Here is a 24097-nt window from a genome sequence, read left to right as displayed (position 1 = left end):
CTACTCATGATTTTTCAGCGCGCGCTTCGACGTGAATTAAACAGTGCCGCCGGCGCAGTCTTCACAACTCTGTTCACCATCACGATCTCGGTGATGCTTATTAACATCCTTGGAAAAGCAGCAGGGGGCAAGGTGGCGTCCGCTGACGTGGTTGCCCTGATTGGCTTTACCGCATTGATGAACATGCACATCTTGCTGTTGCTGACCGGTTTTATCTCGGTCTTGCTAGTAGTTACCCGCAGTTACCAGGATTCTGAAATGGTAGTCTGGTTTGCCTCTGGCCTGAGCCTGACTCAATGGATCAAGCCAGTTTTGCGCTTTGGTGGCCCGCTTGTCATTCTGACTGGCTTATTGAGTTTTATTGTCACTCCCTGGGCCAATCAACAGAATGTGGAGTTCCGCGAGCGATTTGAGAAGCGCTCTGATATTGCCAAGGTGGCACCGGGCAAGTTCCAGGAGTCCGCATCGTCTGACCGTATTTTCTTTGTCGAAGAAGTGGCCGGAGATCTCAGTAAAGTACAAAACATTTTCATCAATACCTATAAAGATGGCCGATCCAGCATAGTTGTTGCCAAAGAAGGCATGGTAGAAATCGACAAGGCTGGCGACAAGTTCCTGGTCATGAGCAAAGGGCGGCGCTACGATGGTGTGCCAACCGCACCTGATTTTCAGATGATGCAGTTTGAGAAATATGGTGTGTTGATCTCCAGCCAGAATGCCAGTATCGCCGGGGACAAATCAGCCAAATCCATGCCCTTGACAGCTTTGGTGGAAAATCTTGACAGTACCAAGTTCGGCGAATTGTTATGGCGCATATCTTTGCCGTTGATGTGCGCAGTTTTGCTGCTACTGGCTATCCCGCTGGGCTATGTTAATCCGCGTGTCGGGCGTTCTGCCAATCTGATCGTTGCGCTGTTACTGGTGGTGATCTACCTGTCCGTCACGAATATCCTGCAGGCGCTGGTGGTGCAGGAGCGCAGCAGTTTCGGCATGGCCTGGTGGCCACATCATTTGTTTGTGGCTGTCCTGACTCTCTGTATGTTTTTATGGCGTTTGAAAGTGAATAGCCGCTGGCACCCTTTGATGTTGTGGGTACGTTTTAAATCAGGTTTGCGCGGTAAGGAAAAGTGCCCAGCATGAAAATTTTACAAAGATATTTTGGCGTTGAGATATTACGCTCAGTCCTGTTCGTCATGCTGGCTTTGCTGGCCTTGTTTTCCTTCTTCGATCTCGTCAATGAATTACAGTCCTCGGTGAACAGGGGAGGCTATCAGCTCAAGCATGCAGTGATTTATGTGTTGCTGGGCTGGCCTGGCCGTATCTACGAATTCATGCCTATTGCAGTGCTGATAGGGACGATTTATGTACTGGCACAGTTTGCTTCCAATTCTGAATTCACCATCATGCGTGCGTCAAGCATGTCCACTATGATGGCGGGTAGTATCCTGCTTAAGATAGGCATGATATTTGTTTTGCTGACCTTCTTGTTCGGCGAAGTCATTTCACCGGTTTCCAGCAAGTTTGCCGAAAAAATGAAACTCAGCGCCATCGGCGAATCACTGGAACAGGAATTTCGTACCGGCTTGTGGACCAAGGACCTGGTGCGGGAAAATGGTTTGACTGGTGACATCATCGGTTCCCGTTTTTTGAATGTCAAAGAAATCCTGCCGAACCGCCATTTGAAGAGCGTCAAGATATTTGAGTTTGATAAAAACTTCCATCTGTCGCGCGAAATGACAGCGACGGATGCTGAATACATGGGCAAGAATATCTGGCGTCTTTCTGACGTGATAGAAACTTCTTTTCCTAAAACCTTGACCAGTGAAGATATTGCAGCTGTCAAGAGCGAGAAGCTGGCCAGCCGTGATGTCGTATCCGAAGTCACGCCAGATATCCTGTCAGTGTTGTTTGCTGACCCTGACCGCATGTCGGCAACCGATCTGGCCGCGTTCACCAAGCATTTGGCAGATAATAAACAGGATGGTGAGCGCTATGAAATCGCCTTCTGGAAAAAGATCACATATCCATTTGCGGCGCTGGTCATGATGGCGCTGGCGCTACCGTTTGCTTACCTGCATGTGCGCAGTGGTGGCGTCAGTCTGAAAATTTTCAGTGGCATTATGATAGGCATGACTTTTTACCTCATCAATGCGCTGTTCTCCCATGTCGGCTTGCTCAATACCTGGCCTGCGCTGGTGACTGCGGTGGTGCCGAGTATCCTGTTCCTTATCATAGCCTCGCTAGGGCTGCGTTATGTTGAAAGAAACTGATGGCGAATAAATCAGCCCTTATCCTGTTTGCCCACGGTGCCCGCGACCCGCGCTGGGCTGCGCCTTTCCAGCGCCTGCAAAGCATGACGCAAGCTAATTTACCAGACGTCAACGTTGCTCTCGCATTTCTGGAGTTCATGACGCCATCACTGCCTGAACTGGCCGCGCAACTGGTTGCAGACGGATGTGCAAGTATCACTTTGGTCCCTGTGTTTTTGGGGCAGGGCGGTCATGTCTTGCGGGATTTACCATTACTGGCAGAGGCGATACGTGCAAGCCATCCTGGCTTGCAATTCAAGGTGGCAAATGCCGTTGGCGAAGATGAAACGGTTTTGCAGGCTATACGTGATTATTGCCTCAATTTGCTATGAAGGCTGTTGCTATTCCTGATAAATGAGTGCAAGGTTATTGCTCATCAATAGTTCATCAATAATGCTATTTCTGTGCTGACCCCGACTGCAGGAAAAAGTATGATCCAATTGAAAACAGTATTTTCAATTGCCTTGCTGGCACTTGTTTTCGCACTGCCTGTCACGTCGGCTCACGCTGGCCAAGTATTGGCTGTCGGTACAGAATTCGCCAATGTATTTGAACGCACTCCCAGTGGCGAATTCACTGGGCTGGGTGCCGACATCATCCGTGCGCTTGCAAGACAAAATGGGGATGAAGTCAAATTCGAAATTTACCCCTGGGCCAGAGCGCAATGGATGGTCGAACATGAGCAGGCGCAGATACTGATTGGCCCTTATAAAACCGCAGAAAGAGAAGGTAAATATGGCTTTGCCAAACGTGCGTTCTATCGCGACATCATGGCCTTGTATATACGCAAAGGCTCAGACCTGAACTGGGATGGCAATTATGCCAGCATGCCCGGTCTTAAACTTGGTGTTATCAACGGCTGGGTATATGGTCCCCAGTTTGAGAACCTGCGCGCCACCATCAAACCTGTTGTCGCGAATACCCTGACCAATGGCCTCAATATGTTGCTGGCAAAGCGCGTCGATTATCTGGCCGGTAATATGCGCAATGCCGAAGCAATCATCAAGACCCTGGGCATCAGCAATGAATTGCAAATGCTAGAACCCTTTATGGATATGCAGGATGGTTATCTGGCTTACTGTAAAAATGCCAATTGTGAGCAATTACGCCTGCGTTACGACGAATTGTATGAGCAACTGCGGGATGGTGGGATATTGCAACTGATGGCACGCAGGCTTGGTGTGCGGTTGCCCCCTTAGCCTCGTCTGTGGGGTCTGTGGGTTGTCGTTGTTCTCACGATGATTTGCCAGTACGAGCCCGCATTGCTTCACCCATCATTACTAATACCGGCCCAGTGCTGATGGGCAGACCTTTAGATAATTCATCCAGACTCAGCGCTTGGCTGCATTCATTAGGGCGGCTGCAATTTTCTATGATGACGACTGGCAAATCCTTGGGGAAATTGGCAGCCAGCATGCGTTGCGCAGTCAGTGTGGCTTCCTTGCCACCCATATACTGTACCAGGGTGTCACATTCTGGAATGCGGGTATCTGCGCTTTCACCAGGTGCTGTGCTGGAGGTGAATAGAGCGACGCTGCGTGCTACGCCGCGCTTGGTCAGCGGTTGCCTGACACTGGCAGCAGCGGCCAGTGCAGTGGTAATGCCAGGTACGATTTCGTACTCTATGCCTGCCGACTCCAGTGCAGTCAGTTCTTCATCGGCACGGCCAAACAGCATGGGGTCACCGCCCTTGAGGCGAACTACAAGGGCATATTGCGCTGCGCATTCCAGCATTTGCTGATTGATATGCTCTTGTGCAGCAGAGCGTTGCCCGCTGCGCTTGCCCACAGAGATTTTCATCGCCTGCGGACAAAGATCGAGCATCTCTGCTGTGACCAGGGCGTCATATAGTACAACATCTGCCAGTGCTAGCAGACGGGCGCCACGTACCGTAATCAGGTCCGCAGCGCCTGGGCCTGCACCTATCAGATAAACCTTGCCCTGAGCCTCTTGCATGTATTAGGCCAGATGTATCATGCCGGCTGCCACTGTCTGGTGTGTGACTTCATCAATGAGGATGAATGCGCCAGTAGAACGCAGGTCTTTATAATCATCGACTGCCAGTGCCTGTGCTACGTTCAGCGTGACCGTCGCAATATCATTAAGCTTAAGGCTGTCGGCAGGACGGCGTTCTTGCGTATTGATATCAAGCAGTGTATCTACGCCAGTGACCCTGGCAGCAACTTGTCTGGTGGTATGCTTGAGCCAGTATTTGCGACGCAGATCCAGCGCATCTTCTGACAGCCAGCACAAATCTGCTTTCACGGTTTTCAGCAGCGTCGCCGGGCGGTCAACACCTACCAGCATGTCGCCGCGTGAAATGTCGACATATTCATCCAGCAAGATCGTCACTGACTGGCCTACTACCGCAGTAGCCAGTGATGTATCCAGTGTCAAAATGTCTTTGACCGTGGCGGTTTGGCTCCCAGGTTGCACCAGTAGTTTATCGCCTTTGCTGACCTTGCCTGCTTCTATGCGCCCCATATAACCGCGGAAATCATTCGCTTCGTGGCCATTGTGGCGCGCTACCAGTTGGACCGGGAATCGAAATGGCTCATCATGGCAGGCGTCATACACGCTTAAGGATTCCAGCAACTCTATCAGCGTCGGACCGTTATACCAGGCCAGTTTGTCACTGGCGGTCACCACATTATCACCCGCCAGGGCAGACAAGGGGATAGGGCGGATGTTTTTCAAACCAAGCTGATCTGCAAATGCCTGATAAGTAGCTACAATGCGGTCATACACCGTCTGGTCATAGTCGATCAGATCCATCTTGTTGACAGCAACAATCACATGCTCTATTTGCAGCAGATGGGCAATGGTAGAGTGGCGTTTGGTTTGCGTCAGTAAATCGACAGTACCATCATCATTGAGCTTGACCTTTGAGACGTCGATCAGAATGATTACCGCATCCGCTGTCGAGGCACCAGTCACCATATTGCGTGTGTATTGCTCATGGCCAGGTGTGTCGGCAATGATGAACTTGCGCTTCGGCGTGGCGAAATAGCGATAGGCCACGTCGATGGTGATGCCTTGCTCGCGTTCGGCTTCCAGCCCATCTGTCAGCAGGGACAGATCGATAGTGTCGCCAACCGTGCGCTTGTGTTTGGCGCGTGAAATGGCATCGAGCTGGTCAGCAAAAATACCCTTGCTGTCAAACAGCAGGCGACCGATCAAAGTGCTTTTGCCATCATCAACAGAGCCGGCCGTGATGAAGCGCAACAGGCCACGTTCTTTACCGACTGCGGCAGTCAATTGTTCTACGGCATTCATTAGAAATATCCTTCTTTTTTACGTTTTTCCATCGATGCTTCTGATGTCTGGTCATCCATGCGTGTGGCGCCACGTTCTGTAATTTGAGTAATTGCCGTCTCTGCGATAATGGCTTCTACCGTCGCTGCGTCAGAAGACACTGGGCAGGTGCAGGAGATATCGCCCACAGTTCGGAAGCGCACGACCTGCGTTTCTACCGTTTCACCATCGCGCGGAGGAGTCAAATCCGTCAGTGGCACCAGCAAGCCATTGCGTGGGATGACCTGGCGTTCATGGGCAAAGTAAATTTCTGGCAATTCCAGTTTTTCGCGGGCGATGTATTGCCAGACGTCGAGCTCGGTCCAGTTGGAAATAGGGAACACGCGCATATTTTCACCAGCGTGAACACGGGTGTTGTACAAGTCCCATAATTCCGGGCGTTGCGCTTTCGGATTCCATTGACCGAATTCGTCACGGAAAGAGAATATTCTTTCCTTGGCACGGGCTTTTTCTTCATCGCGACGGGCACCGCCTATGCAGGCATCAAATTTATGCTCAGCGATGGTCTCCAGCAAAGTCACGGCTTGCGCCGCATTGCGTGAGTCCGTTGCCGGATTGCGCAGGCGTACTGTGCCACGGCGTATCGATTCTTCTACAGAACCAACGATCAGACGTTCACCCAGTTGCGCCACGCGCTTGTCGCGGAAGGCGATGACTTCAGGGAAGTTATGGCCAGTATCAATATGCACCAGCGGGAAAGGGAATTTACCTGGGCGGAAAGCCTTTTCTGCCAGACGCAGCAATACGATAGAGTCTTTGCCGCCGGAAAACAGCAGGGCAGGGTTGCTGCATTCAGCCGCGACTTCGCGCATGATGTGAATGGCTTCGGATTCCAGCCAATCCAGGTGGCGATTGCTCGCAGCATCAATAAAATGGTTTTCCACGACAGTATTCATGATTTGTTCTTCTTCAGACAGCTTGTTTAATTCGGATCAGTTTGCCATCAACGACATGCAGGCCGCATTCTTTTGAATCCGGGTTTTCCCACCACCAGCGACCAGCCCTGACATCTTCACCCGGCTGTATCGCACGGGTACAGGGCTCACACCCTATCGATGGATAACCTTTGTCGTGCAAAGGATTGTAAGGCACATTGTTGCTCCTGAGATAGTGCCAGACGTCATCTTCTGACCAATCTGCCAAAGGATTAAACTTTTGCAGCCCTTGTGTTGCATCGTCTTCCTGGATCGCCAGCTCGTTACGTGTTGCCGATTGTGCGCGGCGTTGGCCGGTGACCCAAGCCTTGTTGCCTGCCAGGGCGCGTTTCAAAGGCTCTACCTTGCGTATGCGGCAGCATTCCTTGCGCATTTCCACGCTGTCGTAAAAGGCGTTCAGGCCATGCTGGCTGACATAATTTTCTACTGCGGCTGCATCCGGTTTGAACAGCTTGATTTCTGTGCCATAGGTTTCCTTGACTTTATCGAGCATGCCCAGGGTTTCTGCATGCAGGCGTCCGGTTTCCAGCGAAAAAATCGTGATATTTAATTTCTTGCGCAAAATCAGGTCAGTCAACACCATATCTTCTGCTGCCAGACTGGATGCAAACACGGCTGGCTCAAAGTCGTTGGCGATTCTTTCCAATATAGCCTGCGTTGCCGCAAGACGCTCCTGAAAATCACTCATACTTCAGCTCCACTACGCTCCGCACGACGGAACAGGGGATTTTTTTCATCCCATGAGGTCTGGTATTTTTCAGAAAAGTCAGTCAGGCCCTTGATGGCGTCGTGGATACTCTTGTCTTCCCGTGTGGCAAACGCATTGAAGCCGACGCGCTGCATATAAAACAACTGGTCGCGCAAAACGTCACCGATGGCGCGCAATTCGCCAGTGAAGTTAAGGCGTGAGCGCAGGTTATAGGCGATAGAATAACCACGGCCATCTGAAAATTTAGGGAAATCTACTGCCAGCATGCTGAAGCGGCTGATATCTTCCTTTAAATCTTTGGCTTGTTCATCACTGCTGAACCACACAGCCAGATCAGTGCGTTTCAGCAGGCTTTCGCGTTGTAATAGCCAGACCTTCAATGGCACGATGATCTTGCCAGCAGGTACGTCGATGGCATCCGGTGTCTCATCTTCTGCCAGGCGCAATACTGTCCAGTCATCGCTTACTATGGTTTTGTCTTTAATGATTTCTCGCATCATGCACTTTCTCAATAAGCCCTGGTGATCAATAACTGACTACAGAGCCAGCGTCTTCGCCATGATGCTCTGTTGTTTTGATCGGGGTTGCGTAAACATATTCCTTAAATGGCGCGATACCAAGGCGTTGCGCAGTATCGATGAAACGCTCATTTTCAATACGGTCACGGATATAGACCTGAACGATACGCTCTATCACTTCCGGCATTTGGCCCGCAGAAAAAGAGGGGCCTATGATCTTGCCTATGGCAGAACTATTCCCTTGCGCACCGCCGATGGATACCTGGTAAAACTCGCTACCATCTTTGTCCACGCCAAGTATGCCGATATTGCCGACGTGGTGATGGCCGCAAGCATTGATGCAGCCAGACATGTTCAATTCAAGGTCACCAATGTCATGCAAGTAATCAAGATCGGCAAAACGGTCCGTAATATCCAATGCGATCGGGATCGATTTAGCATTCGCCAGCGAGCAGAAATCGCCACCCGGGCAGCAAATCATATCGGTCAGCAGGCCAATGTTTGGCGTTGCCAATCCTTGTGCTTTCGCTTCTTGCCACAAGGCGAATAGCGCAGATTGCTGTACGTCGGATAGCACGATATTTTGCTCATGCGTGACGCGCAGCTCTGAAAAGCTATAACGATCTGCCAGGCCAGCCATAAAATCCATTTGGCCAGCTGTCGCATCACCAGGCGGAACACCAGGTTTTTTCAAGGACAAAACCACGCTGGCATAACCAGCAACCTTGTGCGGTTTGACATTGCGTTTGACCCAGTTGGCAAATGCCTTGTTGTCTGTCTTGTGCTGTTCAAAGGCAGCATCGCTAGCTGGCAAATCAAGGTACGCTGGTGTACTGAAATACGAGGCTACCCTTTGCAGTTCTTCGTGTGTCAATGTGCCCGGGCCGTCTTTGATATCGGCCCATTCTTCTTCAACCTGTTTGGCAAACACATCAGCACCGATGGCTTTCACAAGGATCTTGATGCGCGCTTTGTATTTGTTGTCACGTCGTCCGTGCTGGTTGTAGATACGCAGAATGGCTTCCAGATAAGTCATCACATGCTGCCATGGCAAAAATTCACGAATCACACTGCCTAAAATAGGCGTGCGACCCATGCCACCGCCAACCATGACTTTGAAGCCAACTTCACCGGCATCGTTATGGACCACGGTCAAGCCTATGTCATGAACAGCTATCGCAGCACGGTCTTCCAGTGCACCGTTAATGGCAATCTTGAATTTACGTGGCAAATAGGCGAATTCCGGATGGAAGGTAGTCCATTGGCGCAAAATTTCAGCATAAGGGCGGGGGTCGATCACTTCATCAGCCGCCACACCGGCGAACTCGTCTGAAGTGATATTGCGCATGCAGTTGCCAGAAGTCTGGATGGCATGCATTTCTACAGTCGCTAGATCTTCCAGAATCTTTGGCGAGTCTTCCAGATTGATCCAGTTGTACTGGATATTTTGTCGCGTCGTAAAATGCCCATAGCCGCGATCATATACGCGTGCAATATAAGCAAATTTACGCATCTGGTCTGACGACAGCATGCCGTAAGGCACGGCAACACGTAACATATATGCATGTCGCTGATTGTATAAGCCGTTTTGCAAACGCAAAGGCAGAAACTCTTCTTCTGACAATTCATTGGAAAGTCGACGCGTTACCTGATCGCGGTATTGTGCAATACGTTCCTTGATGATTTGGTGATCGTGCTGGTCGTAACGATACATCTTTAATTATCCATAAAATGCGTCTGTAAGTACGCGATTGCAAATAGAGTCAAAGGACAAGCTTGGCAGCAACCAAAGTCAGAGTGGTTGCCAACAGGCCACGTAAAAATTTTTCTGGTACGGCGCGTGCCGCCATCGAGCCAAAAGTAATGCCAGGCAAAGAGCCTATCAGCAGGCTGCCCAGCAAGACCCAGTCTATCGAGCCCAGCCACCAGTGACCAAAAGCAGCAATGGCTGTCAAAGGTACAGCATAGGCGATATCTGTGCCTGCGATGTGGGCAGCGGACATGCGTGGATACAGCATGACCAGTAAAGTTGCACCTATTGCACCGGCACCTATGGAAGAAATGGTCACTAGTGTGCCCAGCACCGCACCGGAGACTATGGTCGCAATCGCCAGATTCCTTCCTTGCAATTGCTTTTCAGGATGCTTGTTGAGCCAATTCAACATTTTGCCCTTGAACAGCAAAGCAACCACGGTCAGCAAGACTGAAACAGCAATGGAATAGCGTATGAGTTGACCAATTTCTTTATCCAGCGCACCAAAATTCTTAAGGAATAGCGTGGCAACAACGGCAGCGGGCAGTGCGCCATAACAAAGCAGGCGCACCACATGCCACTCAACTGTACCGCGCAATCTGTGTGTGAAGGTGCCTGCGGCCTTGGTAATCGAGGCAAAGGCGAGGTCGGTGCCAACCGCCACTGTTGGTGATACACCAAACAGCAAGGTCAGCAAGGGAGTCATCAGCGAGCCGCCACCTACGCCCGTCAAACCAACCAGGGTGCCTACTGCAAATCCCGAAAATATATAGGTTAACGTCATGTCGCCTCGCGCAAAGTAAGTGCATCGTAATGAATTCAGGCTTTATTCCAAACTACTTAGTATTCATTTGCTTATATACGTATTTGATATATATAAAGTCGCTAGACTGCTATTGCCTTTAGTTTAATTCGTAAAATAAAAATTAATTGTTTCAGAGTTAACTTATGCAAGGCAGCTTGCACTTTTTGATGTGTTTTTATTGACTTGACACTGCTTGAAAAATTTACGCGTATCTAAGCAGAAACATATTGCGACGAAATGTGTGAGGGAGTTGGCAAGCTTCTTTACAAACAAGCATAGTTGTTGCCTTGTGGAAATGCGAGGCAATTCAAACAATATTTCGATAATTCTTCTTTTCATATATGTTTTTCGTATTTAGAGATAGTTGAGGTTTGCTCTTGAGCCTGTTCAAGCAGTCATTTTATTTTTGCGTATAATTCACTGGCCGAATATATCGGTAGGTTGTACGTCTTCAGGGCGGGGTGTAATTCCCCACCGGCGGTAAATTCACAGCATTGCCCTGGTAATGCGAGTGAACAAGCCCGCGAGCGCTTGCAGTAAAAATAGCTGTAGTCAATTTGCAGCGGTTTGCAAGGTCAGCAGATCTGGTGAGATTCCAGGGCCGACGGTCATAGTCCGGATGAGAGAAGATGCGCCTCATGTAAAGCGCCTTTGGCTTCTGCCGTGGGGCGCTTGCGTCTGGCTATTCGTTTTTTGCTCCCTGAAACGTCTTTTGCACATTTACTTTTGCCGGAGCGTTTCAATATGTTGAATACTATTAGCACTACTTTCCCATCCACCACTTCCGACCAGCTGGAATTACTTTCCCTTAGGCCATTTGATCAGCGCCTGTCCAGAGCATTGGCAGACCTGCGTAACGGCCGCCCCGTGTTGCTCATGGATGACTTTGATAGAGAAAATGAGGCGGATCTCATCGTCGCAGCAGAAAAAATCTCCGTTGAATCCATGGCCAGACTAATCCGCGACTGCAGCGGCATCGTCTGCCTGTGCCTGACTGACGACAAGTTGCAGCAACTTGATTTGCCACCGATGGTCAGCCGTAATGAAAGCCGCTATGGCACAGCCTTTACAGTGTCGATAGAAGCCAAACAAGGCGTGACTACCGGCGTTTCTGCCGCTGATAGAGTTACCACTATCCTTGCCGCAATTGCGCCAGATGCCCGGCCTGATGATCTGGCGCGGCCCGGTCATGTCTTCCCTTTGCGTGCAGCGCCTGGCGGCGTACTCAGCAGGCGGGGGCATACTGAGGGGTCGGTTGAACTGGCCATCATGGCAGGTTTGGCACCGGCAGCCGTATTATGTGAATTGATGAATACCGATGGCAGCATGGCGAAGGGCGCGCAAATCATAGAATATGCAGTGACCCACGATATCGTGATACTCACTATCGATGAATTAGCCAGCTATCGCGCATCTACTGCTGTGTAGTATTCTAAGTTTACATAGAGCGCATTGATATCAGGGGGCGAGCATGAACATATTCAGAAAAGTATTGATGCTGACCATGTTGTTGGTCGTCACTCTGGTGCATGCCGAGCCTGCCGCCTGGTATAAGTGGCATAGCAAACTCAATGCGCATGTAGTCTGCTCTCAAACTTCGCCAGGCGAGGGGTGGGAGCAGCAACCGAAGGCTTATATTGACGCTCGCTGCGAGCGCCTTAAAAAAGGCTGAGGGGTCCGCATCTGCCGGATCGCGAGCAAGATTTTTGAAACTTCTTTTTTCAAAACAGGTATTGCAAATACGCGCTTCTTCGCATAAGTTGACATTACATCTATCTTGCAGGCTCCTGTCTTTACCATAAGCAAGAATTGATACAGATTCGCTGTTCAACTCCCTGATTCATTTCCTTGCAACACTAGGATAATCAGGTTCCAGAGCCATCATTAAACAAATACAGTATTTGTTTAATTGATGGCGAGAGAGATGACTGTCCTATTACTTTCAGATGGCAGCCACATGATGAAACCAGGAAATGAAGGAGTGAGCATGTTGATTGAACGTGAAGCAGAGAGCTGCTACCTCGGACAGTTTATCCCCCTGCAATACCATCACAATATGTTGATGGATTTAAACCGCATGGATAATTTCAAGGCGGCGATACGGCGCCAGGTATTTGAAGGCGCAAAAGTGCTGGAGCTTGGCGGTGGCACAGGCGTGCTGTCCTGGTTTGCTGCACAAGCTGCGTCCAAGATATATTGCGTAGAATTCAATCCTGACATGGTGGATGAAGCACGTCGTTTGCTGGCCATGAATCGTGATGGTGAAAAAGTTGAAGTCATTCACGCTGACGCTTTTGAATACCTTCCCCCAGAGCCAGTAGATGTAGTTATCTGCGAGATGATTCATGTTGCCATGCTGCGCGAAAAACAGGTGGAGGTGATCGAGAATTTCAAAAAACGCTATGCAGCCAAATTCGGAGGGCCCATGCCTGTGTTTATTCCAGAGGCTGTTGTCATGGCCGTGCAGCCTTTGCAGCAAACTTATGATTTTTCTGGCTACCAGGCGCCGATCATCCAATTCCAGCAAGCGGGCGTATTTTCCGCAGACACAGTGGAACTGGCACAACCGGCCTTATACAGCATTATTGACTTCAGCCAGCCCAATGATATGCAGATCAAGTGGGAAGGCAGCTTCACGATAGAAAAAGCAGGTACGGTCAGTGCCTTGCGTTTTGTGACTAAAAATATCCTGGCTGTATTGATGGAAACCTCATCCACCATAGATTGGTTGAATCATTATATGGCCTTGCCACTGGCGCAACCGGTTGCGGTAAAAGAAGGTGATCTGCTGCAAGTCAGTTTTCAGTACCGTACTGGTGGTTCTATTGCATCACTGCAAAACAGCATGCAGGCAGAAGTCAAATCGTCGGCGGCAGTGCGTGCCGGTCATTTGTCGCTGGCCTATGGTTAAGAAATTTCAAGCCAGATAAAAAACATCTGCATTTGCTGATCAAATGCAGATGTTTTTCTTTGCTACTCCCGGTTTATGCTGATGCCGTATCTTTATCCACGTCATCTGTGTCATTCGCCTCAGGCTCATCAGAATCTGCTGCCAGTGCCTGCTGTGCTAACTCTTCGTCAGTGATGGGTGCTATATCATTCAGCTCTTCAAGCGTTGCTTGATCTGCCAATGCCAGTGCATGCTCACCTAAAAATGCCAAGTGAACTTCACCAGTTTCTTGGCCATCTGTCGACTCTAGTTTGGCGTCAATATCGTTTTCTATACTGTCATCAAGGTCGTACTCATTGCCATAGCCCTCTGATGCCAGGGCTTGCGCCATCAATTCATCATCAGATAATGACGGCAGTTCAGCCAATTCTTGAATCTGCTGCTTTTCTTTATCCGTTGAATCCTCAATGACCAGGTCTTGCACAGAACTTGGTGGCGACCCCATTTTGTTCTGCCTTTCCAAATTTCCCAGATAGGCGGCAAAATCACCATTGTCAGGGGTATTGTGATTCACGATGAGTAAAAGTGGTAAGTAGTTTTAAACATAACTATCAGTTTTCATGACCGTCATGCATGGGCAACGTATCTACATCTGGCTTGAGCAGATTGATATCGCGTACATTTTTTTGTACTGCAACAGCTGCAAACAGACTCAGCAAAAACGCCATGGCAAAGAAACCTTTTTCGCTCCAGCCCAGAGTGGCATTGAACAAGCCCACAGCCAGTAACAGGATAGATAAACCCAGCGACAGCCAGCACAGACCAAAGTAGATGCCGGTAACAGGAATGCCTTCAAGTTTGTCACGTACCGATTTTTGCAGGGAAACCGCAGAAAACAAGCCATACATCAATACGGTGAAGTAATAACCTTTTTCATTCAATTGCATCTCTGCATTCCAGACGCCAGCAAAATAAGTGGCTGCACCGATGAACAATGCGGCCCATGATGCGCCCACAAATGCACCAGTAGGTGCGTGAAGTTGAGGTTTCAAACAGGGACTCCTTGAAATAAAAGATTGAATCAGGTTTTACCGGATTCGCTGGATTTTTGCAATATTACAATGAGAAGAGCCAGGAAATAAGATATTCACACCAAATAATCAGTTAATTGGGTGGTTAGATATATTGGGGGTATATGGACAAAATTAACTCATTCGCGTAAGGTCACCCATTCTTGCCTGAGCGGCAATGGTCTTCTGTTTTTTGTGCACTTTACCGGAGTCGAATAATGTCTTTACGTTTTGTTGCTGTGCCCGCTGGAAAATCCTTGATAGCTTGCCTGGTCGCAGGCCTGTGCTTGTCTGCTACTGTACAAGCTGCAGCAGCTAAAGCCAAGAACCCGCCTGTCAAGGCAGTGCAGGCATCCAAACTGAATCTTGGTGATATCCTTAAAGATTCCAAGGCCACTGACTGGAGGCCGCTTGATCCTGAAAACACGTTGTATCTGAATCTGGAAAAAGGTCGTGTTGTCATAGAGCTTGCACCAAATTTCGCCCCCCATCATGCACAAAATATCAAGACACTGGTACGGGAAGGCTATTTTGATGGCCTGGCTATCGTGCGCTCTCAAGAAAACTATGTAGCACAGTGGGCAGACCCGGACGAAAAACGGGAAGTCAAAACAGCCAAGCGCAAACTCAATGGTGAATTCACTGTCAAATATCCCGCCAACCTGCCGTTTACGCGCTTGCCAGATGTCGATGGCTATGCGCCGCAAGTGGGCCATGCAAATGGTTTTCCGGCAGGGCGCGATCCTAAAGCGGGCACAGCATGGCTGGCACATTGCTATGCCAGTGTAGGTGTGGCTCGTGGCACGGATGCCAATAGCGGCGATGGCACATCATTGTATGTAGTGACAGGTCAAGCTCCAAGACAGCTGGATAGAAATATCACAGTCGTAGGCCGTGTCGTGCAAGGCATGGAGTTATTGACCACCTTGCCCCGTGGTACTGGGCCTCTGGGCTTTTATGAAAAAGCCGAGGAGCGTACGCCCATCAAGAGCGTGAAAATAGCCGCCGATGTGCCAGAATCTGAACGCAGCAAGCTGGAAATCATACGCACCGATACTGCAGCATTCAAATCGATTATCGAAGCACAAAGAAACCGTGGCGGTGACTGGTACAAGGTGCCGGCAGGGCATATTGACCTGTGTAACGTGCCGCTGCCGGTCAGGCCACAAAAGTAATCATAGGCATGATCTACGTGATGCCCTGTTCAGACGTCACGTATGTTTGCTCTAACAGACGTTACTAATAGCTCGCACTGTCCATGCCTGATACTGGGCAGGGGTTGGCTATGTCAATACTGCAAGCAATAATTGAGACTGAACTGGAACCGCTTACATCTTGCGTTAGTGTCGCGGGGTTATTGCTACTGATGATGGATACTTGTCCAGATGAATTCGCTGCAAGCCAAGACCCGGTTGGGTCAATAGCGGCGTTATTAATGCCCGGTTGATTAAAGCCGCTTCTGACGAGGATGTTCAGATACGAAGAAAAGACAAAGACAAAAATACCCAGTGCTACATAAGGGAATGTATGTGAGGTGGAAATATTGGCTACGAGCTTTTGTAGAACAATGACTAACAGAGCACCTGTGGCAAAAAAAGCAGATGAAGGGTTTGAAAATATTAATGCGCCATTGAGACATCTCGATTCTCCGGTAAAAGGATCAATAGGCATTTGTTGCAATTGCGCTTGTATTTTATGCCTGTTGAAAACTTCTTGCCGGAGCTGTCATTTTATAGATGTCCCATCGCTACAGTGCTATTGGCCAGGGTTGTTCAGTTCCTCGTGAACGCGGTTGATGCCTTGCAGGAGCTCATCACTGAGTTGCACATCCAGCGCATCAATATTTTCTTTCAACTGTGTCAGGTTCGTTGCACCAATGATGGTACTGGCGACAAAACTGCGTGAATAACACCAGGCAAGAGCCAGTTGAGCCGGGGTAAAACCATGTTCGCGCGCCAGTACTGCATAACGTTTGCTGGCGTCAAATACGCTGGCGCGCATGTAGCGCGGGCTCCAGGTTGGCGGGAATATCGTCAGGCGGCCAGGAGCTTTGGCATCGTCAATATACTTGGCGCTAAGCTGCCCGAATGCCAGTGGGCTATAGGCCAGCAAGCCGACATTTTCGCGGAAGCAGGTTTCATCCAGTCCTTGTTCAAATGAACGGTTCACCAGGCTGTAGGCATTTTGTATACTGGCGATGTTTGCCGCGCCTTGCAGTTCTGCCTGCTTGATAAATTCGCTGACACCCCATGAGGTTTCATTTGATACACCAAAAGCGCGTATCTTGCCTTCCTTGACGAGGCTATTCAATACTGCCACTGTTTCAGCGATATCTGTACAGGGTTTTTCCAGTGCTGGATCAAATTGCTTTTGTCCAAAGATGGGTGCATTGCGGCTGGGCCAGTGCAATTGGTACAGGTCAATATAATCAGTCTGCAGACGTTGCAAGCTGGTCTCAATGGCCGCGCGAATATTTTTTTCATTCAAGTCATTTTCGCCATTACGTATCCAGCCCATGCCGCGTGATGGGCCTGCGACTTTGGTGGCCAGCACGATTTCGCTGCGCTTGCCGGATTTTTTTATCCAACTGCCTATGTATTGCTCTGTCTTGCCCTGCGTAGCCGCACGCGGCATGACAGGATACATTTCTGCCGTATCGATAAAATTGATACCACGTTCCAGCGCATAATCAAGCTGTGCGTGCGCCTCTGCTTCAGTGTTTTGCTCACCAAAGGTCATCGTGCCCAGGCAGATAGTGGATACATTCAGTTGACTAGTGCCGAGTAAAATTTTCTTCATGATCGTATAGATAAATTATTTGTGTCCGCGCAAAGCATCAGCGCAGTCTTTGACTAACGCAGGGCCTTGATAGATCAGGCCAGAATACACTTGCACCAACGCCGCTCCCGCCCGCATTTTAGCTACTGCATCTGCGCCTGAAAAAATCCCGCCCACGCCGATAATGGGTATCTCATTCCCTAGCTCGGCCTTTAAGGCGCGGATCACGCGGTTGGATAATTCAAACACCGGTTTGCCAGAAAGGCCGCCAGTTTCTTCTGCATGCGGCAAGCCCTGTACAGAATCGCGGGCGATAGTGGTATTGGTCGCAATGACACCGTCTATCTTATGACGCAACAAAGCTTCACCTATGGTCTTGATCTGTTCTGCGTCGATATCAGGAGCGATCTTCAGGGCAACTGGCACATAGCGTTTATGCTCATCAGCCAGTTTTTGCTGTGCTTCTTTCAGTTGCGACAACAAGGCATCCAGCTCAGTCGCCCCCTGTAACTGGCGCAGGTTCTTGGTATTGGGGGATGAGATATTCACCGTCACATAACTGGCATAGGGGTAGACCTTGGCCAGGCAATGCAGGTAATCCTCGGCGGCGCGTTCTATCGGTGTATCTGCATTCTTGCCTATGTTGAGGCCAAGCACGCCTTGTTTGTTCTGGTAAAAACGCGAAGCCTGCACATTTTTGACAAAGGCATCGACGCCGCCATTATTAAAACCCATGCGGTTGATAATCGCATCAGCCTGTGGCAGGCGGAACATGCGTGGTTTGGGATTGCCCGCTTGCGCACGCGGTGTGACCGTGCCAATTTCTATCGAACCAAAACCGATTGTCGCCAGGCCATCAATATACGCACCGTCCTTGTCCAGACCAGCAGCAAGACCCACTGGATTGGGAAAACGCACACCCATGACAGTGCGCGCATCTTCTGCAGGTTTATTGCCCAGCAAACCACCCAGGCCCAGTTTATTGGCACGCTGCAGCGCAGGTAAGGTCAGGTGATGGGCATTTTCCGGATCCATGGCAAACAGGGCAGGGCGGATCAGGGAGTAAAGAAGTTTTGCAGACATGTAAATAGGTGGTGAAGAAGAGTTGAAAATAAATTTTGAGACACAAACAGAAAGGACAGCTTCACAGCTCCCGTAAAGTCTGCCAGCGCCCTTGCATCAAGGCATCAAGGGGGTGGAAATTGGTTTTGTAAGCCATCTTGGGGCTAGCTGCGATCCAATAACCCAGATAGACATAAGGCAGCTTCAATAAACGTGTTTGCTCTATCTGCCACAACACATTGTAGGTGCCGTAGGATGCAGTCGCATCATCCGGGTCATAAAAGGTGTACACCGATGACAAGCCATCCGTGAGCACATCAATGATACTGACCATGCGCAGGATATTGTTGTCATCCCTGAATTCAACCAGGCGTGTATTCACCCGGCTTTGCAGCAGGAACTGCGCATACTGGTCGCGGCTGTCATTGTCCATGCCGCCACCAGAATGACGCTCACCCTGGTAGCGCTGATACAACTCATAGTGTTCGTGCACATAACTCAGGCTGCTAACGCGCGCATGCAGATGGCCATGCTTTTTCCAGGCGCGGCGCTGGCTGCGGTTAGTTTCAAATTCATTGACGCGCACACGCACCGGTGTGCAAGCCTGGCAGTTATCACAATGCGGCCGGTAAATAAAAATGCCGCTACGGCGAAAGCCACTTTTCACCAGCTCAGAGTATGCATCGGCATTAATCAGATGTGCAGGCGTTGCCACTTGCGAGCGCGCCTGCAAGCCTTCCAGATAACTGCAAGGGTAGGGCGCTGTCGCATAAAACTGTATGCTGGCGAAGGGGAGTTCGTTAAGCTGGGTCACGGGCTGATCTTGTTGACTATTTTCCAATTGCTAATCGCGGGCAAGGCACTGGCATGTTCCACCCAGCGCAAAAACTCGGTTCTGCTGATTGCTTTTGCGCCCAGAGATGCCAAATGTGCCGTCTCTTGCTGGCAGTCTAACATTTTCACCCCATGTTCACGCAAGAAAAATACCAGGTGTGCCAAGGCTATTTTGGATGCATCCGTGACCCTGGCAAACATCGATTCACCATAAAACATGCGGCCTATGCAGACGCCATAAGCACCACCCACCAATTCCCCATCCAGCCACACCTCTATGGAATGGGCATACCCCAGCTTGTGCAAGTCGCTATAACCAGCCACGATATCTTCAGAAATCCAGGTGCCAGTACCTTCTTTGCGCGGCGCGGCACAGGCACGCATCACGACTTCAAAGGCAGTATCAAAGCGCACTTCCCAGCGCGGGTCTTTACTGACCTGACGCAAACGCTTCTTCAAGCTGAGCGATAGTTTGAAATCCTGCACCTGCAAGACCATACGCGGGTCGGTAGACCACCACAAGATAGGTTGCCCGTCAGAAAACCAGGGGAAGATGCCATTCTTGTATGCATATAGCAGACGTTCGGCAGACAAGTCTGCGCCTGCTGCCAGCAAACCTGCAGCGCCATCTTTTTCTGTCAGTGCGGTGCTGGGGTGAGGGAAGGGGCTATTCGATTCCAGCCAGGGGATCACGCAGCCTCCGACACAGGTCGCACTAAAAAAGCGCTATATTTCAGTGCATCAAACTTACTCATTAAATAACCTGGTTTAAAAAATCGCATTAAATCAATTACTTATATATTGCACCAAATTGGAATGTATTTTGCTTTATCAGTGCACCTTTGATACAAATTTGCACTTATATTGGGAGACATTTTGCATGAATGCACAAAATAGCAGCGCAGACGCTTTATTTATCTTGCTTGGCGCAATCATGATACTAGCAATGCACGCGGGCTTTGCGTTTTTAGAATTGGGCACCGTGCGCAAGAAAAACCAGGTCAATGCCCTGGTGAAGATACTGGTTGATTTTGCCGTATCCACCATCGCTTACTTCTTTGTCGGTTATACCATCGCTTATGGCGTGCAGTTCTACTCCGGTGCCGAGGTGCTGGTTGCCAAAAACGGTTTTGAAATGGTCAAATTCTTTTTCTTGCTGACATTTGCCGCTGCCATTCCCGCCATTATCTCAGGCGGGATTGCCGAACGGGCAAAATTTCACCCACAACTTATCGCTACAGCTTTGCTGGTTGGTGTCTTGTATCCCTTCTTCGAAGGCATAGCATGGAACCATCGTTTTGGCATACAGGCATGGCTGAAAGTCGTATTTTCTGAAGAATTCCATGACTTCGCCGGTTCCGTTGTCGTACATGCCTTTGGCGGCTGGGTGGCCTTGCCCGCCGTACTGTTATTGGGCGCGCGCCGTGGCCGCTATATGAAGAATGGCGCAATTGCAGCCCACCCGCCATCAAGTATCCCCTTCCTGGCGCTTGGTGCCTGGATACTTACCGTAGGCTGGTTCGGCTTCAACGTCATGAGCGCACAAACCATGGACAAAATGAATGGCCTGGTGGCCATGAATTCTCTCATGGCCATGGTGGGCGGCACGCTGCTCGCCTTTATTTTCGGCAAGAACGACCCAGGCTTCGTCTACAATGGCCCCCTGGCTGGCCTGGTTGCCGTTTGTGCCGGTTCCGATCTCATGCATCCACTGGGTGCATTGGTCACTGGTGGGATAGCGGGTGCCATCTTTGTCTGGATGTTCACCTGGACCCAAAACAAATGGAAGGTCGATGATGTACTCGGCGTCTGGCCCCTGCATGGCCTGTGCGGCGCATGGGGTGGCATAGCTGCCGGCATCTTTGGCTTGAAGTCTCTGGGTGGTCTTGGTGGTGTCAGCTTCATGTCGCAATTGCTAGGCACCTTCATGGGCGTTGCAATTGCCTTTGTCGGCGGCTATATCATTTACGCGAGTCTGAAAAAACTCATGGGCATACGCCTGGATCCTGAAGAGGAATTTGAAGGTGCAGATTTGGCTATACATAAAATCTCATCGACTGCTGAACGCGAAACCAGTTGGTGATGGCAAAAAAAATGGGCAAATAAAAATTTGCCCATTTTTGATGTTAGCCTGACTTCAACCATCTCGCATGGGCTTGAAAATATCATGCTCATGTATCTGGAAGCGTCCTCCATTTTTAACTCCCGCCAAATCTTCAAAGAAAAATTTCAGCGTGTGGCTGATGGTGGGGAAGGCGATCTCATCCCAGGGGATTTGCTCTTCAGAAAATAACGCCACTTCCAGACTCTCGACTCCTGCAACGTAATTCAAATCCAGCAAGGTGGCGCGGTAAAACAAATGCACCTGATGCACATGCGGTACGTTTAGGATAGAGAACAGCTCATGCAATTTGATATTAGCGCCAGCTTCTTCTTCAGTCTCGCGTTGCGCTGCCTGTGCAGTGGTCTCATTGTTTTCCATGAAGCCGGCAGGTAGGGTCCAGAAGCCCAGACGTGGTTCTATCGCACGTTTGCATAACAATATCTTGGTGACACCATCTTCTTCCCAAGCAGGAATAGAACCTACGACCATCTTTGGGTTTTGATAATGGATCGTGCCGCAAGCCGGGCAAACAAAACGCTCGCGGGTATCATCAACAGGAATTTGCAAGACCACCGGGGACGCGCATTCAGAACAGAATTTCATGAGCAAAAAGAGTCAAAATTGGCGAATCTGCAAAGTGTAACACCTGTCCGCAAAAGTGCGGCAAAAGTCCTGATCCCATAAAAGAATTGCGCGGAGCAGCAAAATCATGTATAGTTTCATTCTTCAGACGCGGGGTGGAGCAGTCTGGCAGCTCGTCGGGCTCATAACCCGAAGGTCGTAGGTTCAAATCCTGCCCCCGCAACCACTTTTGACGACACGCCACCGGCTTGCATTAATAGCGATACGGTGGCGTTGTTGTATTCAGCGTAGATTCCGTCGTTGTGTTTCAGGATTTGGATATCGCCAAACAGATCACCAATAATTTTACGGGCGCGCTGTGTGTCAGTGTCCAGGGTGTTTTGCAAATCCATCAGAATACGCTTGATACGTGACTGTACATCTTTTGCGCTGGCCTGTGCAGTCGGCCCAGCTACTTGTTCTATTTCCTTTTGAATGCGCTTCTGTTCGCTCTCTGCGGCGATCAGGCGCGCTTTTAAGGCGTCAGAAAGTCCTATGGCCGCTATAGCGTCCACCAGACGTGCAATTTCCTCAGTCAATTCGCGTATACGTGCTTTGCCGGAATATAAACCGGCTGATTCTTGCTTCTTGCGTTCAGATATGATTTTCTGTACCTGGCCTTGAAGTTCATCAAGTGCTGATGGGGACAACAATTCGTCACGGATGACACCCAGCAGACGCTTGTCTGTCTTTTCCCTCGATATGCTCAGCCCCTTGCATACGATCGTGCCCCGGTCTTTGCGGTTGTTACATCCATACAGCCTGGTATTGATAGCAATCATCGCACCGCCGCAATAAGGGCATTTCATCATGCCACCAAACAAAGTACGAGCTGGGGAACCAGAACCCCGACCGCCACGCAAGCGATGGCCAGACAAGCGGCTCTGAACACTGTCCCATACTTCCTGGGCCACGATGCGCAATTCCGGCACCTCGGTAATGGTCCATTCATTCTTAGGTCTGTCGATGCGCTGACGCTTGCCTGTATCCGGGTCTTTTACCCATTGGCTACGGTTCCATACGTAACGGCCAATATAAAGTTCATTGTTTAAAATACCACTACCTTTATTTGCACACCCATAGATAGCAGAAACTGCCCAGGAACTATTGCGGGGCGAAGGGACACCTTTTTCATTCAAAATTGCTGCAATGCGCTGTGCGCTGATGCCTTCAGCATGTTTTTGAAAGATAAAGCGCACCCACCCGGCTTGCTGTTCATTGATGACGTAGGTACTACCAGCATCAGTTTTCACTATGTCAAAGCCATAGGATTTCCCGCCGGCGACAAATCCTCGGCCTACCTGGCCAGCCTGGCCGCGATGGGTTTTATGTCGAAGATCATCTAAATACAGTTCATTGATAAGGCCCCGGACGCCGCGCATGATTTTGCGGCCACCCATTCGGCTGTCATAGCCATCAGACACGCCAAGAATAATGATGCCCTGGTGTTCAAGTCTGCGGACTATACGTTCTTGCTCTACCTGATCGCGGGATAAGCGGTCTAGCCCCTCAACTACCAGGGCGTCAAAGCGCCCAGCGAGTGCGTCAGCTAAAAGCCTTGCACCGTTGGGGCGTTGTTGTACGGGGGTACTTCCTGAAATGCCGTCGTCTCCAAGGACAGAGACGACAGTAAAACCTTCTGATTCTGTCAGACGCCGACATTGGCGGGCCTGGTCATCTATGGATGATTCGCGTTGTTTATCGGTTGAGTACCGGGCGTAAATGGTTGCGCGCATGATTTTCTGCATGATTTTGATTGTAAAGATTATCACGCAAGTCGGCACCCGTCTCATCTTCGGACAAAATTTTGTCTGCGATCTGCTCGGCAAGCAGCTTGATTAGCTGCTGCCAGGCTTGCGGATTTTGAGTCTTTAACATTCCTGAATTATAGTAAATTACCTGGGGTTGTAGCCATTGTCTGCCAGTGCATCCGCAACTTTCATTGCACCTTCTTGCATCAAAAAGGCTTCATCCATACTGACAGCAAGCTTTTTGAAGTCCGAAAAGCTGACTCGCTTAAGAAATTGTGTCAGCGCCTGGGCTTGGTCATCATTCATATATGACGTAATTTTTACGGCTTTCATTTCACTGCACCCCCACGGTTTCAGCCACGATTGCGGCTACTGTGTCTGCATCGATACCCAGCATTACTGCGACCTCGCTATAGCGGCTTGCAGCGTCCTTGCCTGGGGCGTAAGTGATGGCGAATAACTGCAAAATGCGGTGTTTTGGCACAATCATTTGTCACCCCGCCATGGTTTGACGGTGACACCGCATGCGCCGAAAAAGTCATAGGCCGCGCCAAACACTGCGCAGGCATCCTGGGCGATGGCAATGTACTGGTACTTGCCGGTGACTGTTCTTACGTTGACTTGAAAGCTCATATTTCGTCCT

30 protein-coding genes, 1 tRNA gene, 1 pseudogene and 1 riboswitch are annotated in these 24097 nt (G+C 49.8%); of the genes and pseudogenes, 11 read left to right on the top strand and 21 right to left on the bottom strand.

All coding sequences use genetic code 11. The features are described from left to right. Positions 1-6 precede the first annotated feature (6 nt). From lptF to ACO0LG_RS01920, 4 genes are all read left to right on the top strand, one after another. Positions 7-1140 carry an LPS export ABC transporter permease LptF gene (gene lptF / locus ACO0LG_RS01935; RefSeq protein WP_423022791.1) on the top strand — a complete coding sequence of 378 codons (1134 nt, stop codon included), beginning with the start codon at positions 7-9 and terminating at the stop codon, positions 1138-1140. Beyond that, complete coding sequence (lptG, locus tag ACO0LG_RS01930; RefSeq protein ID WP_162041764.1) at positions 1137-2270, top strand: LPS export ABC transporter permease LptG; 1134 nt, start codon at positions 1137-1139, stop codon at positions 2268-2270. Before lptF ends, lptG begins: the two co-directional genes overlap by 4 nt. Then, positions 2270-2641, top strand: a complete 372-nt coding sequence (locus ACO0LG_RS01925; protein ID WP_423022788.1) for a sirohydrochlorin chelatase — start codon at positions 2270-2272, stop codon at positions 2639-2641. The genes lptG and ACO0LG_RS01925 overlap by 1 nt, the downstream gene beginning before the upstream one ends. A gap of 99 nt (positions 2642-2740) precedes the next feature. After that, on the top strand, positions 2741-3508 hold the full coding sequence (locus ACO0LG_RS01920; protein WP_423022786.1) for a substrate-binding periplasmic protein: 768 nt from the start codon (positions 2741-2743) through the stop codon (positions 3506-3508). 34 nt (positions 3509-3542) lie between these two features. On the opposite strand, the gene cobA is transcribed toward ACO0LG_RS01920, so the two are convergent. Genes cobA through ACO0LG_RS01885 form a run of 7 tightly spaced genes read right to left on the bottom strand, consistent with a single transcriptional unit; the run spans position 3543 to position 10323 of the window. Beyond that, positions 3543-4265, bottom strand: coding sequence for a uroporphyrinogen-III C-methyltransferase (gene cobA, locus ACO0LG_RS01915; protein WP_423022784.1), 723 nt, complete (start codon positions 4263-4265; stop codon positions 3543-3545). A 3-nt stretch (positions 4266-4268) separates the two neighbouring features. Then, complete coding sequence (locus tag ACO0LG_RS01910; RefSeq protein ID WP_423022782.1) at positions 4269-5585, bottom strand: sulfate adenylyltransferase subunit 1; 1317 nt, start codon at positions 5583-5585, stop codon at positions 4269-4271. Continuing rightward, the gene (gene cysD, locus ACO0LG_RS01905) at positions 5585-6520 is read right to left on the bottom strand and encodes a sulfate adenylyltransferase subunit CysD (protein WP_423022780.1); all 936 of its coding nucleotides are present in this window, start codon (positions 6518-6520) and stop codon (positions 5585-5587) included. The genes ACO0LG_RS01910 and cysD overlap by 1 nt, the downstream gene beginning before the upstream one ends. Positions 6521-6533: 13 nt before the next feature. Beyond that, positions 6534-7247: a phosphoadenylyl-sulfate reductase gene (locus ACO0LG_RS01900; RefSeq protein WP_423022778.1), complete on the bottom strand. Its 714-nt coding sequence runs from the start codon at positions 7245-7247 to the stop codon at positions 6534-6536. Continuing rightward, positions 7244-7765, bottom strand: a complete 522-nt coding sequence (locus ACO0LG_RS01895) for a DUF934 domain-containing protein (protein ID WP_423022776.1) — start codon at positions 7763-7765, stop codon at positions 7244-7246. Before ACO0LG_RS01895 ends, ACO0LG_RS01900 begins: the two co-directional genes overlap by 4 nt. Positions 7766-7793: 28 nt before the next feature. Further along, positions 7794-9500 (bottom strand): nitrite/sulfite reductase, encoded by a 1707-nt coding sequence (locus ACO0LG_RS01890; RefSeq protein WP_423022774.1) that lies wholly within the window; start codon positions 9498-9500, stop codon positions 7794-7796. A 49-nt stretch (positions 9501-9549) separates the two neighbouring features. Next, entirely contained in the window at positions 9550-10323 is a 774-nt protein-coding gene (locus ACO0LG_RS01885) for a sulfite exporter TauE/SafE family protein (protein ID WP_423022772.1), read from the bottom strand. Between the two features lie 464 nt (positions 10324-10787). Further along, positions 10788-10979: riboswitch (FMN riboswitch) on the top strand. A gap of 109 nt (positions 10980-11088) precedes the next feature. Between ACO0LG_RS01885 and ribB the strand changes: the two genes are divergently transcribed. The 3 genes from ribB (at position 11089) to ACO0LG_RS01870 (ending at position 13255) form a co-directional block, all read left to right on the top strand. Beyond that, positions 11089-11772 (top strand): 3,4-dihydroxy-2-butanone-4-phosphate synthase, encoded by a 684-nt coding sequence (ribB, locus tag ACO0LG_RS01880; protein ID WP_423022770.1) that lies wholly within the window; start codon positions 11089-11091, stop codon positions 11770-11772. A gap of 43 nt (positions 11773-11815) precedes the next feature. Then, a complete protein-coding gene (locus ACO0LG_RS01875) occupies positions 11816-12016 on the top strand; it encodes a hypothetical protein (RefSeq protein WP_423022768.1) in 201 nt (66 codons plus the stop codon). Positions 12017-12331: 315 nt separating this feature from the next. Next, positions 12332-13255: a methyltransferase domain-containing protein gene (locus tag ACO0LG_RS01870; RefSeq protein WP_423022766.1), complete on the top strand. Its 924-nt coding sequence runs from the start codon at positions 12332-12334 to the stop codon at positions 13253-13255. A gap of 73 nt (positions 13256-13328) precedes the next feature. On the opposite strand, the gene ACO0LG_RS01865 is transcribed toward ACO0LG_RS01870, so the two are convergent. Together ACO0LG_RS01865 and yiaA are read right to left on the bottom strand one after the other, a co-directional pair. After that, positions 13329-13808, bottom strand: a complete 480-nt coding sequence (locus tag ACO0LG_RS01865) for a hypothetical protein (RefSeq protein ID WP_423022764.1) — start codon at positions 13806-13808, stop codon at positions 13329-13331. 37 nt (positions 13809-13845) lie between these two features. After that, the gene (gene yiaA, locus ACO0LG_RS01860) at positions 13846-14286 is read right to left on the bottom strand and encodes an inner membrane protein YiaA (RefSeq protein ID WP_423022762.1); all 441 of its coding nucleotides are present in this window, start codon (positions 14284-14286) and stop codon (positions 13846-13848) included. Between the two features lie 236 nt (positions 14287-14522). Here yiaA and ACO0LG_RS01855 point away from each other — a divergent pair, with 236 nt between their 5' ends. Further along, positions 14523-15479, top strand: coding sequence for a peptidylprolyl isomerase (locus tag ACO0LG_RS01855; protein ID WP_423022760.1), 957 nt, complete (start codon positions 14523-14525; stop codon positions 15477-15479). A 64-nt stretch (positions 15480-15543) separates the two neighbouring features. Here the strand turns inward: ACO0LG_RS01855 and ACO0LG_RS01850 are convergent, their stop codons facing one another. The 5 genes from ACO0LG_RS01850 to aat form a co-directional block, all read right to left on the bottom strand. Then, on the bottom strand, positions 15544-15975 hold the full coding sequence (locus ACO0LG_RS01850) for a hypothetical protein (protein WP_423022758.1): 432 nt from the start codon (positions 15973-15975) through the stop codon (positions 15544-15546). A gap of 84 nt (positions 15976-16059) precedes the next feature. After that, positions 16060-17103: an aldo/keto reductase gene (locus ACO0LG_RS01845; RefSeq protein ID WP_423022756.1), complete on the bottom strand. Its 1044-nt coding sequence runs from the start codon at positions 17101-17103 to the stop codon at positions 16060-16062. Between the two features lie 15 nt (positions 17104-17118). Next, the gene (locus ACO0LG_RS01840) at positions 17119-18165 is read right to left on the bottom strand and encodes a quinone-dependent dihydroorotate dehydrogenase (protein ID WP_423022755.1); all 1047 of its coding nucleotides are present in this window, start codon (positions 18163-18165) and stop codon (positions 17119-17121) included. A 61-nt stretch (positions 18166-18226) separates the two neighbouring features. Beyond that, on the bottom strand, positions 18227-18958 hold the full coding sequence (locus ACO0LG_RS01835; RefSeq protein WP_423022753.1) for an arginyltransferase: 732 nt from the start codon (positions 18956-18958) through the stop codon (positions 18227-18229). Continuing rightward, complete coding sequence (gene aat, locus ACO0LG_RS01830) at positions 18955-19671, bottom strand: leucyl/phenylalanyl-tRNA--protein transferase (RefSeq protein ID WP_423022751.1); 717 nt, start codon at positions 19669-19671, stop codon at positions 18955-18957. Before aat ends, ACO0LG_RS01835 begins: the two co-directional genes overlap by 4 nt. Positions 19672-19858: 187 nt before the next feature. On the opposite strand from aat, the gene ACO0LG_RS01825 reads away from it, so the two are divergent. Then, positions 19859-21061, top strand: coding sequence for an ammonium transporter (locus ACO0LG_RS01825; protein WP_423022749.1), 1203 nt, complete (start codon positions 19859-19861; stop codon positions 21059-21061). A gap of 54 nt (positions 21062-21115) precedes the next feature. Here the strand turns inward: ACO0LG_RS01825 and ACO0LG_RS01820 are convergent, their stop codons facing one another. After that, positions 21116-21685: an NUDIX hydrolase gene (locus ACO0LG_RS01820; RefSeq protein WP_423022747.1), complete on the bottom strand. Its 570-nt coding sequence runs from the start codon at positions 21683-21685 to the stop codon at positions 21116-21118. Positions 21686-21813: 128 nt separating this feature from the next. Between ACO0LG_RS01820 and ACO0LG_RS01815 the strand changes: the two genes are divergently transcribed. After that, positions 21814-21890, top strand: a tRNA-Met gene (locus ACO0LG_RS01815). Here the strand turns inward: ACO0LG_RS01815 and ACO0LG_RS01810 are convergent. Beyond that, a complete protein-coding gene (locus ACO0LG_RS01810; protein ID WP_423023272.1) occupies positions 21847-22902 on the bottom strand; it encodes a recombinase family protein in 1056 nt (351 codons plus the stop codon). The genes ACO0LG_RS01815 and ACO0LG_RS01810 overlap by 44 nt on opposite strands. Here ACO0LG_RS01810 and ACO0LG_RS01805 point away from each other — a divergent pair. Continuing rightward, a complete protein-coding gene (locus ACO0LG_RS01805; protein WP_423022745.1) occupies positions 22879-23049 on the top strand; it encodes a hypothetical protein in 171 nt (56 codons plus the stop codon). The two genes, ACO0LG_RS01810 and ACO0LG_RS01805, sit on opposite strands and share 24 nt — an antisense overlap. Positions 23050-23064: 15 nt before the next feature. Here ACO0LG_RS01805 and ACO0LG_RS01800 read toward each other — a convergent pair. The 5 genes and pseudogenes from ACO0LG_RS01800 to ACO0LG_RS01780 form a co-directional block, all read right to left on the bottom strand. Next, positions 23065-23439 (bottom strand): annotated as a pseudogene (locus ACO0LG_RS01800) (recombinase family protein); the annotation flags it as partial. Continuing rightward, positions 23402-23581, bottom strand: coding sequence for a hypothetical protein (locus tag ACO0LG_RS01795; protein WP_423022743.1), 180 nt, complete (start codon positions 23579-23581; stop codon positions 23402-23404). The gene ACO0LG_RS01795 and the pseudogene ACO0LG_RS01800, both read right to left, overlap by 38 nt. A 17-nt stretch (positions 23582-23598) precedes the next feature. Further along, on the bottom strand, positions 23599-23787 hold the full coding sequence (locus ACO0LG_RS01790) for a DUF7706 family protein (protein WP_423022741.1): 189 nt from the start codon (positions 23785-23787) through the stop codon (positions 23599-23601). 1 nt (position 23788) lies between these two features. Then, positions 23789-23944, bottom strand: coding sequence for a hypothetical protein (locus ACO0LG_RS01785; RefSeq protein WP_423022739.1), 156 nt, complete (start codon positions 23942-23944; stop codon positions 23789-23791). Next, complete coding sequence (locus tag ACO0LG_RS01780; protein WP_422977950.1) at positions 23941-24087, bottom strand: hypothetical protein; 147 nt, start codon at positions 24085-24087, stop codon at positions 23941-23943. The genes ACO0LG_RS01785 and ACO0LG_RS01780 overlap by 4 nt, the downstream gene beginning before the upstream one ends. Positions 24088-24097: the final 10 nt, after the last annotated feature.

The organism is Undibacterium sp. Ji42W (assembly GCF_049340405.1).
GTDB lineage: Bacteria > Pseudomonadota > Gammaproteobacteria > Burkholderiales > Burkholderiaceae_D > Undibacterium.
Note: the sequence above shows the minus strand (reverse complement) of the source record. Positions and strands in the feature narration are given on the sequence as shown.

Coding starts and splice junctions, on each gene's coding strand:
- ACO0LG_RS01855 (WP_423022760.1), top strand. CDS start 14,523: ATGTCTTTACGTTTTGTTGCTGTGCCCGCTGGAAAATCCTTGATAGCT.
- ACO0LG_RS01890 (WP_423022774.1), bottom strand. CDS start 9,500: ATGTATCGTTACGACCAGCACGATCACCAAATCATCAAGGAACGTATT.
- ACO0LG_RS01805 (WP_423022745.1), top strand. CDS start 22,879: ATGTTTTTGAAAGATAAAGCGCACCCACCCGGCTTGCTGTTCATTGAT.
- ACO0LG_RS01820 (WP_423022747.1), bottom strand. CDS start 21,685: ATGAAATTCTGTTCTGAATGCGCGTCCCCGGTGGTCTTGCAAATTCCT.
- lptG (WP_162041764.1), top strand. CDS start 1,137: ATGAAAATTTTACAAAGATATTTTGGCGTTGAGATATTACGCTCAGTC.
- ACO0LG_RS01840 (WP_423022755.1), bottom strand. CDS start 18,165: ATGTCTGCAAAACTTCTTTACTCCCTGATCCGCCCTGCCCTGTTTGCC.
- ACO0LG_RS01875 (WP_423022768.1), top strand. CDS start 11,816: ATGAACATATTCAGAAAAGTATTGATGCTGACCATGTTGTTGGTCGTC.
- lptF (WP_423022791.1), top strand. CDS start 7: ATGATTTTTCAGCGCGCGCTTCGACGTGAATTAAACAGTGCCGCCGGC.
- ACO0LG_RS01825 (WP_423022749.1), top strand. CDS start 19,859: ATGAATGCACAAAATAGCAGCGCAGACGCTTTATTTATCTTGCTTGGC.
- ACO0LG_RS01925 (WP_423022788.1), top strand. CDS start 2,270: ATGGCGAATAAATCAGCCCTTATCCTGTTTGCCCACGGTGCCCGCGAC.
- ACO0LG_RS01920 (WP_423022786.1), top strand. CDS start 2,741: ATGATCCAATTGAAAACAGTATTTTCAATTGCCTTGCTGGCACTTGTT.
- ACO0LG_RS01910 (WP_423022782.1), bottom strand. CDS start 5,585: ATGAATGCCGTAGAACAATTGACTGCCGCAGTCGGTAAAGAACGTGGC.
- ACO0LG_RS01885 (WP_423022772.1), bottom strand. CDS start 10,323: ATGACGTTAACCTATATATTTTCGGGATTTGCAGTAGGCACCCTGGTT.
- ribB (WP_423022770.1), top strand. CDS start 11,089: ATGTTGAATACTATTAGCACTACTTTCCCATCCACCACTTCCGACCAG.
- cysD (WP_423022780.1), bottom strand. CDS start 6,520: ATGAATACTGTCGTGGAAAACCATTTTATTGATGCTGCGAGCAATCGC.
- ACO0LG_RS01785 (WP_423022739.1), bottom strand. CDS start 23,944: ATGATTGTGCCAAAACACCGCATTTTGCAGTTATTCGCCATCACTTAC.
- ACO0LG_RS01850 (WP_423022758.1), bottom strand. CDS start 15,975: ATGCCTATTGATCCTTTTACCGGAGAATCGAGATGTCTCAATGGCGCA.
- ACO0LG_RS01845 (WP_423022756.1), bottom strand. CDS start 17,103: ATGAAGAAAATTTTACTCGGCACTAGTCAACTGAATGTATCCACTATC.
- ACO0LG_RS01895 (WP_423022776.1), bottom strand. CDS start 7,765: ATGCGAGAAATCATTAAAGACAAAACCATAGTAAGCGATGACTGGACA.
- cobA (WP_423022784.1), bottom strand. CDS start 4,265: ATGCAAGAGGCTCAGGGCAAGGTTTATCTGATAGGTGCAGGCCCAGGC.
- ACO0LG_RS01900 (WP_423022778.1), bottom strand. CDS start 7,247: ATGAGTGATTTTCAGGAGCGTCTTGCGGCAACGCAGGCTATATTGGAA.
- ACO0LG_RS01870 (WP_423022766.1), top strand. CDS start 12,332: ATGTTGATTGAACGTGAAGCAGAGAGCTGCTACCTCGGACAGTTTATC.
- ACO0LG_RS01790 (WP_423022741.1), bottom strand. CDS start 23,787: ATGAAAGCCGTAAAAATTACGTCATATATGAATGATGACCAAGCCCAG.
- ACO0LG_RS01795 (WP_423022743.1), bottom strand. CDS start 23,581: ATGTTAAAGACTCAAAATCCGCAAGCCTGGCAGCAGCTAATCAAGCTG.
- ACO0LG_RS01780 (WP_422977950.1), bottom strand. CDS start 24,087: ATGAGCTTTCAAGTCAACGTAAGAACAGTCACCGGCAAGTACCAGTAC.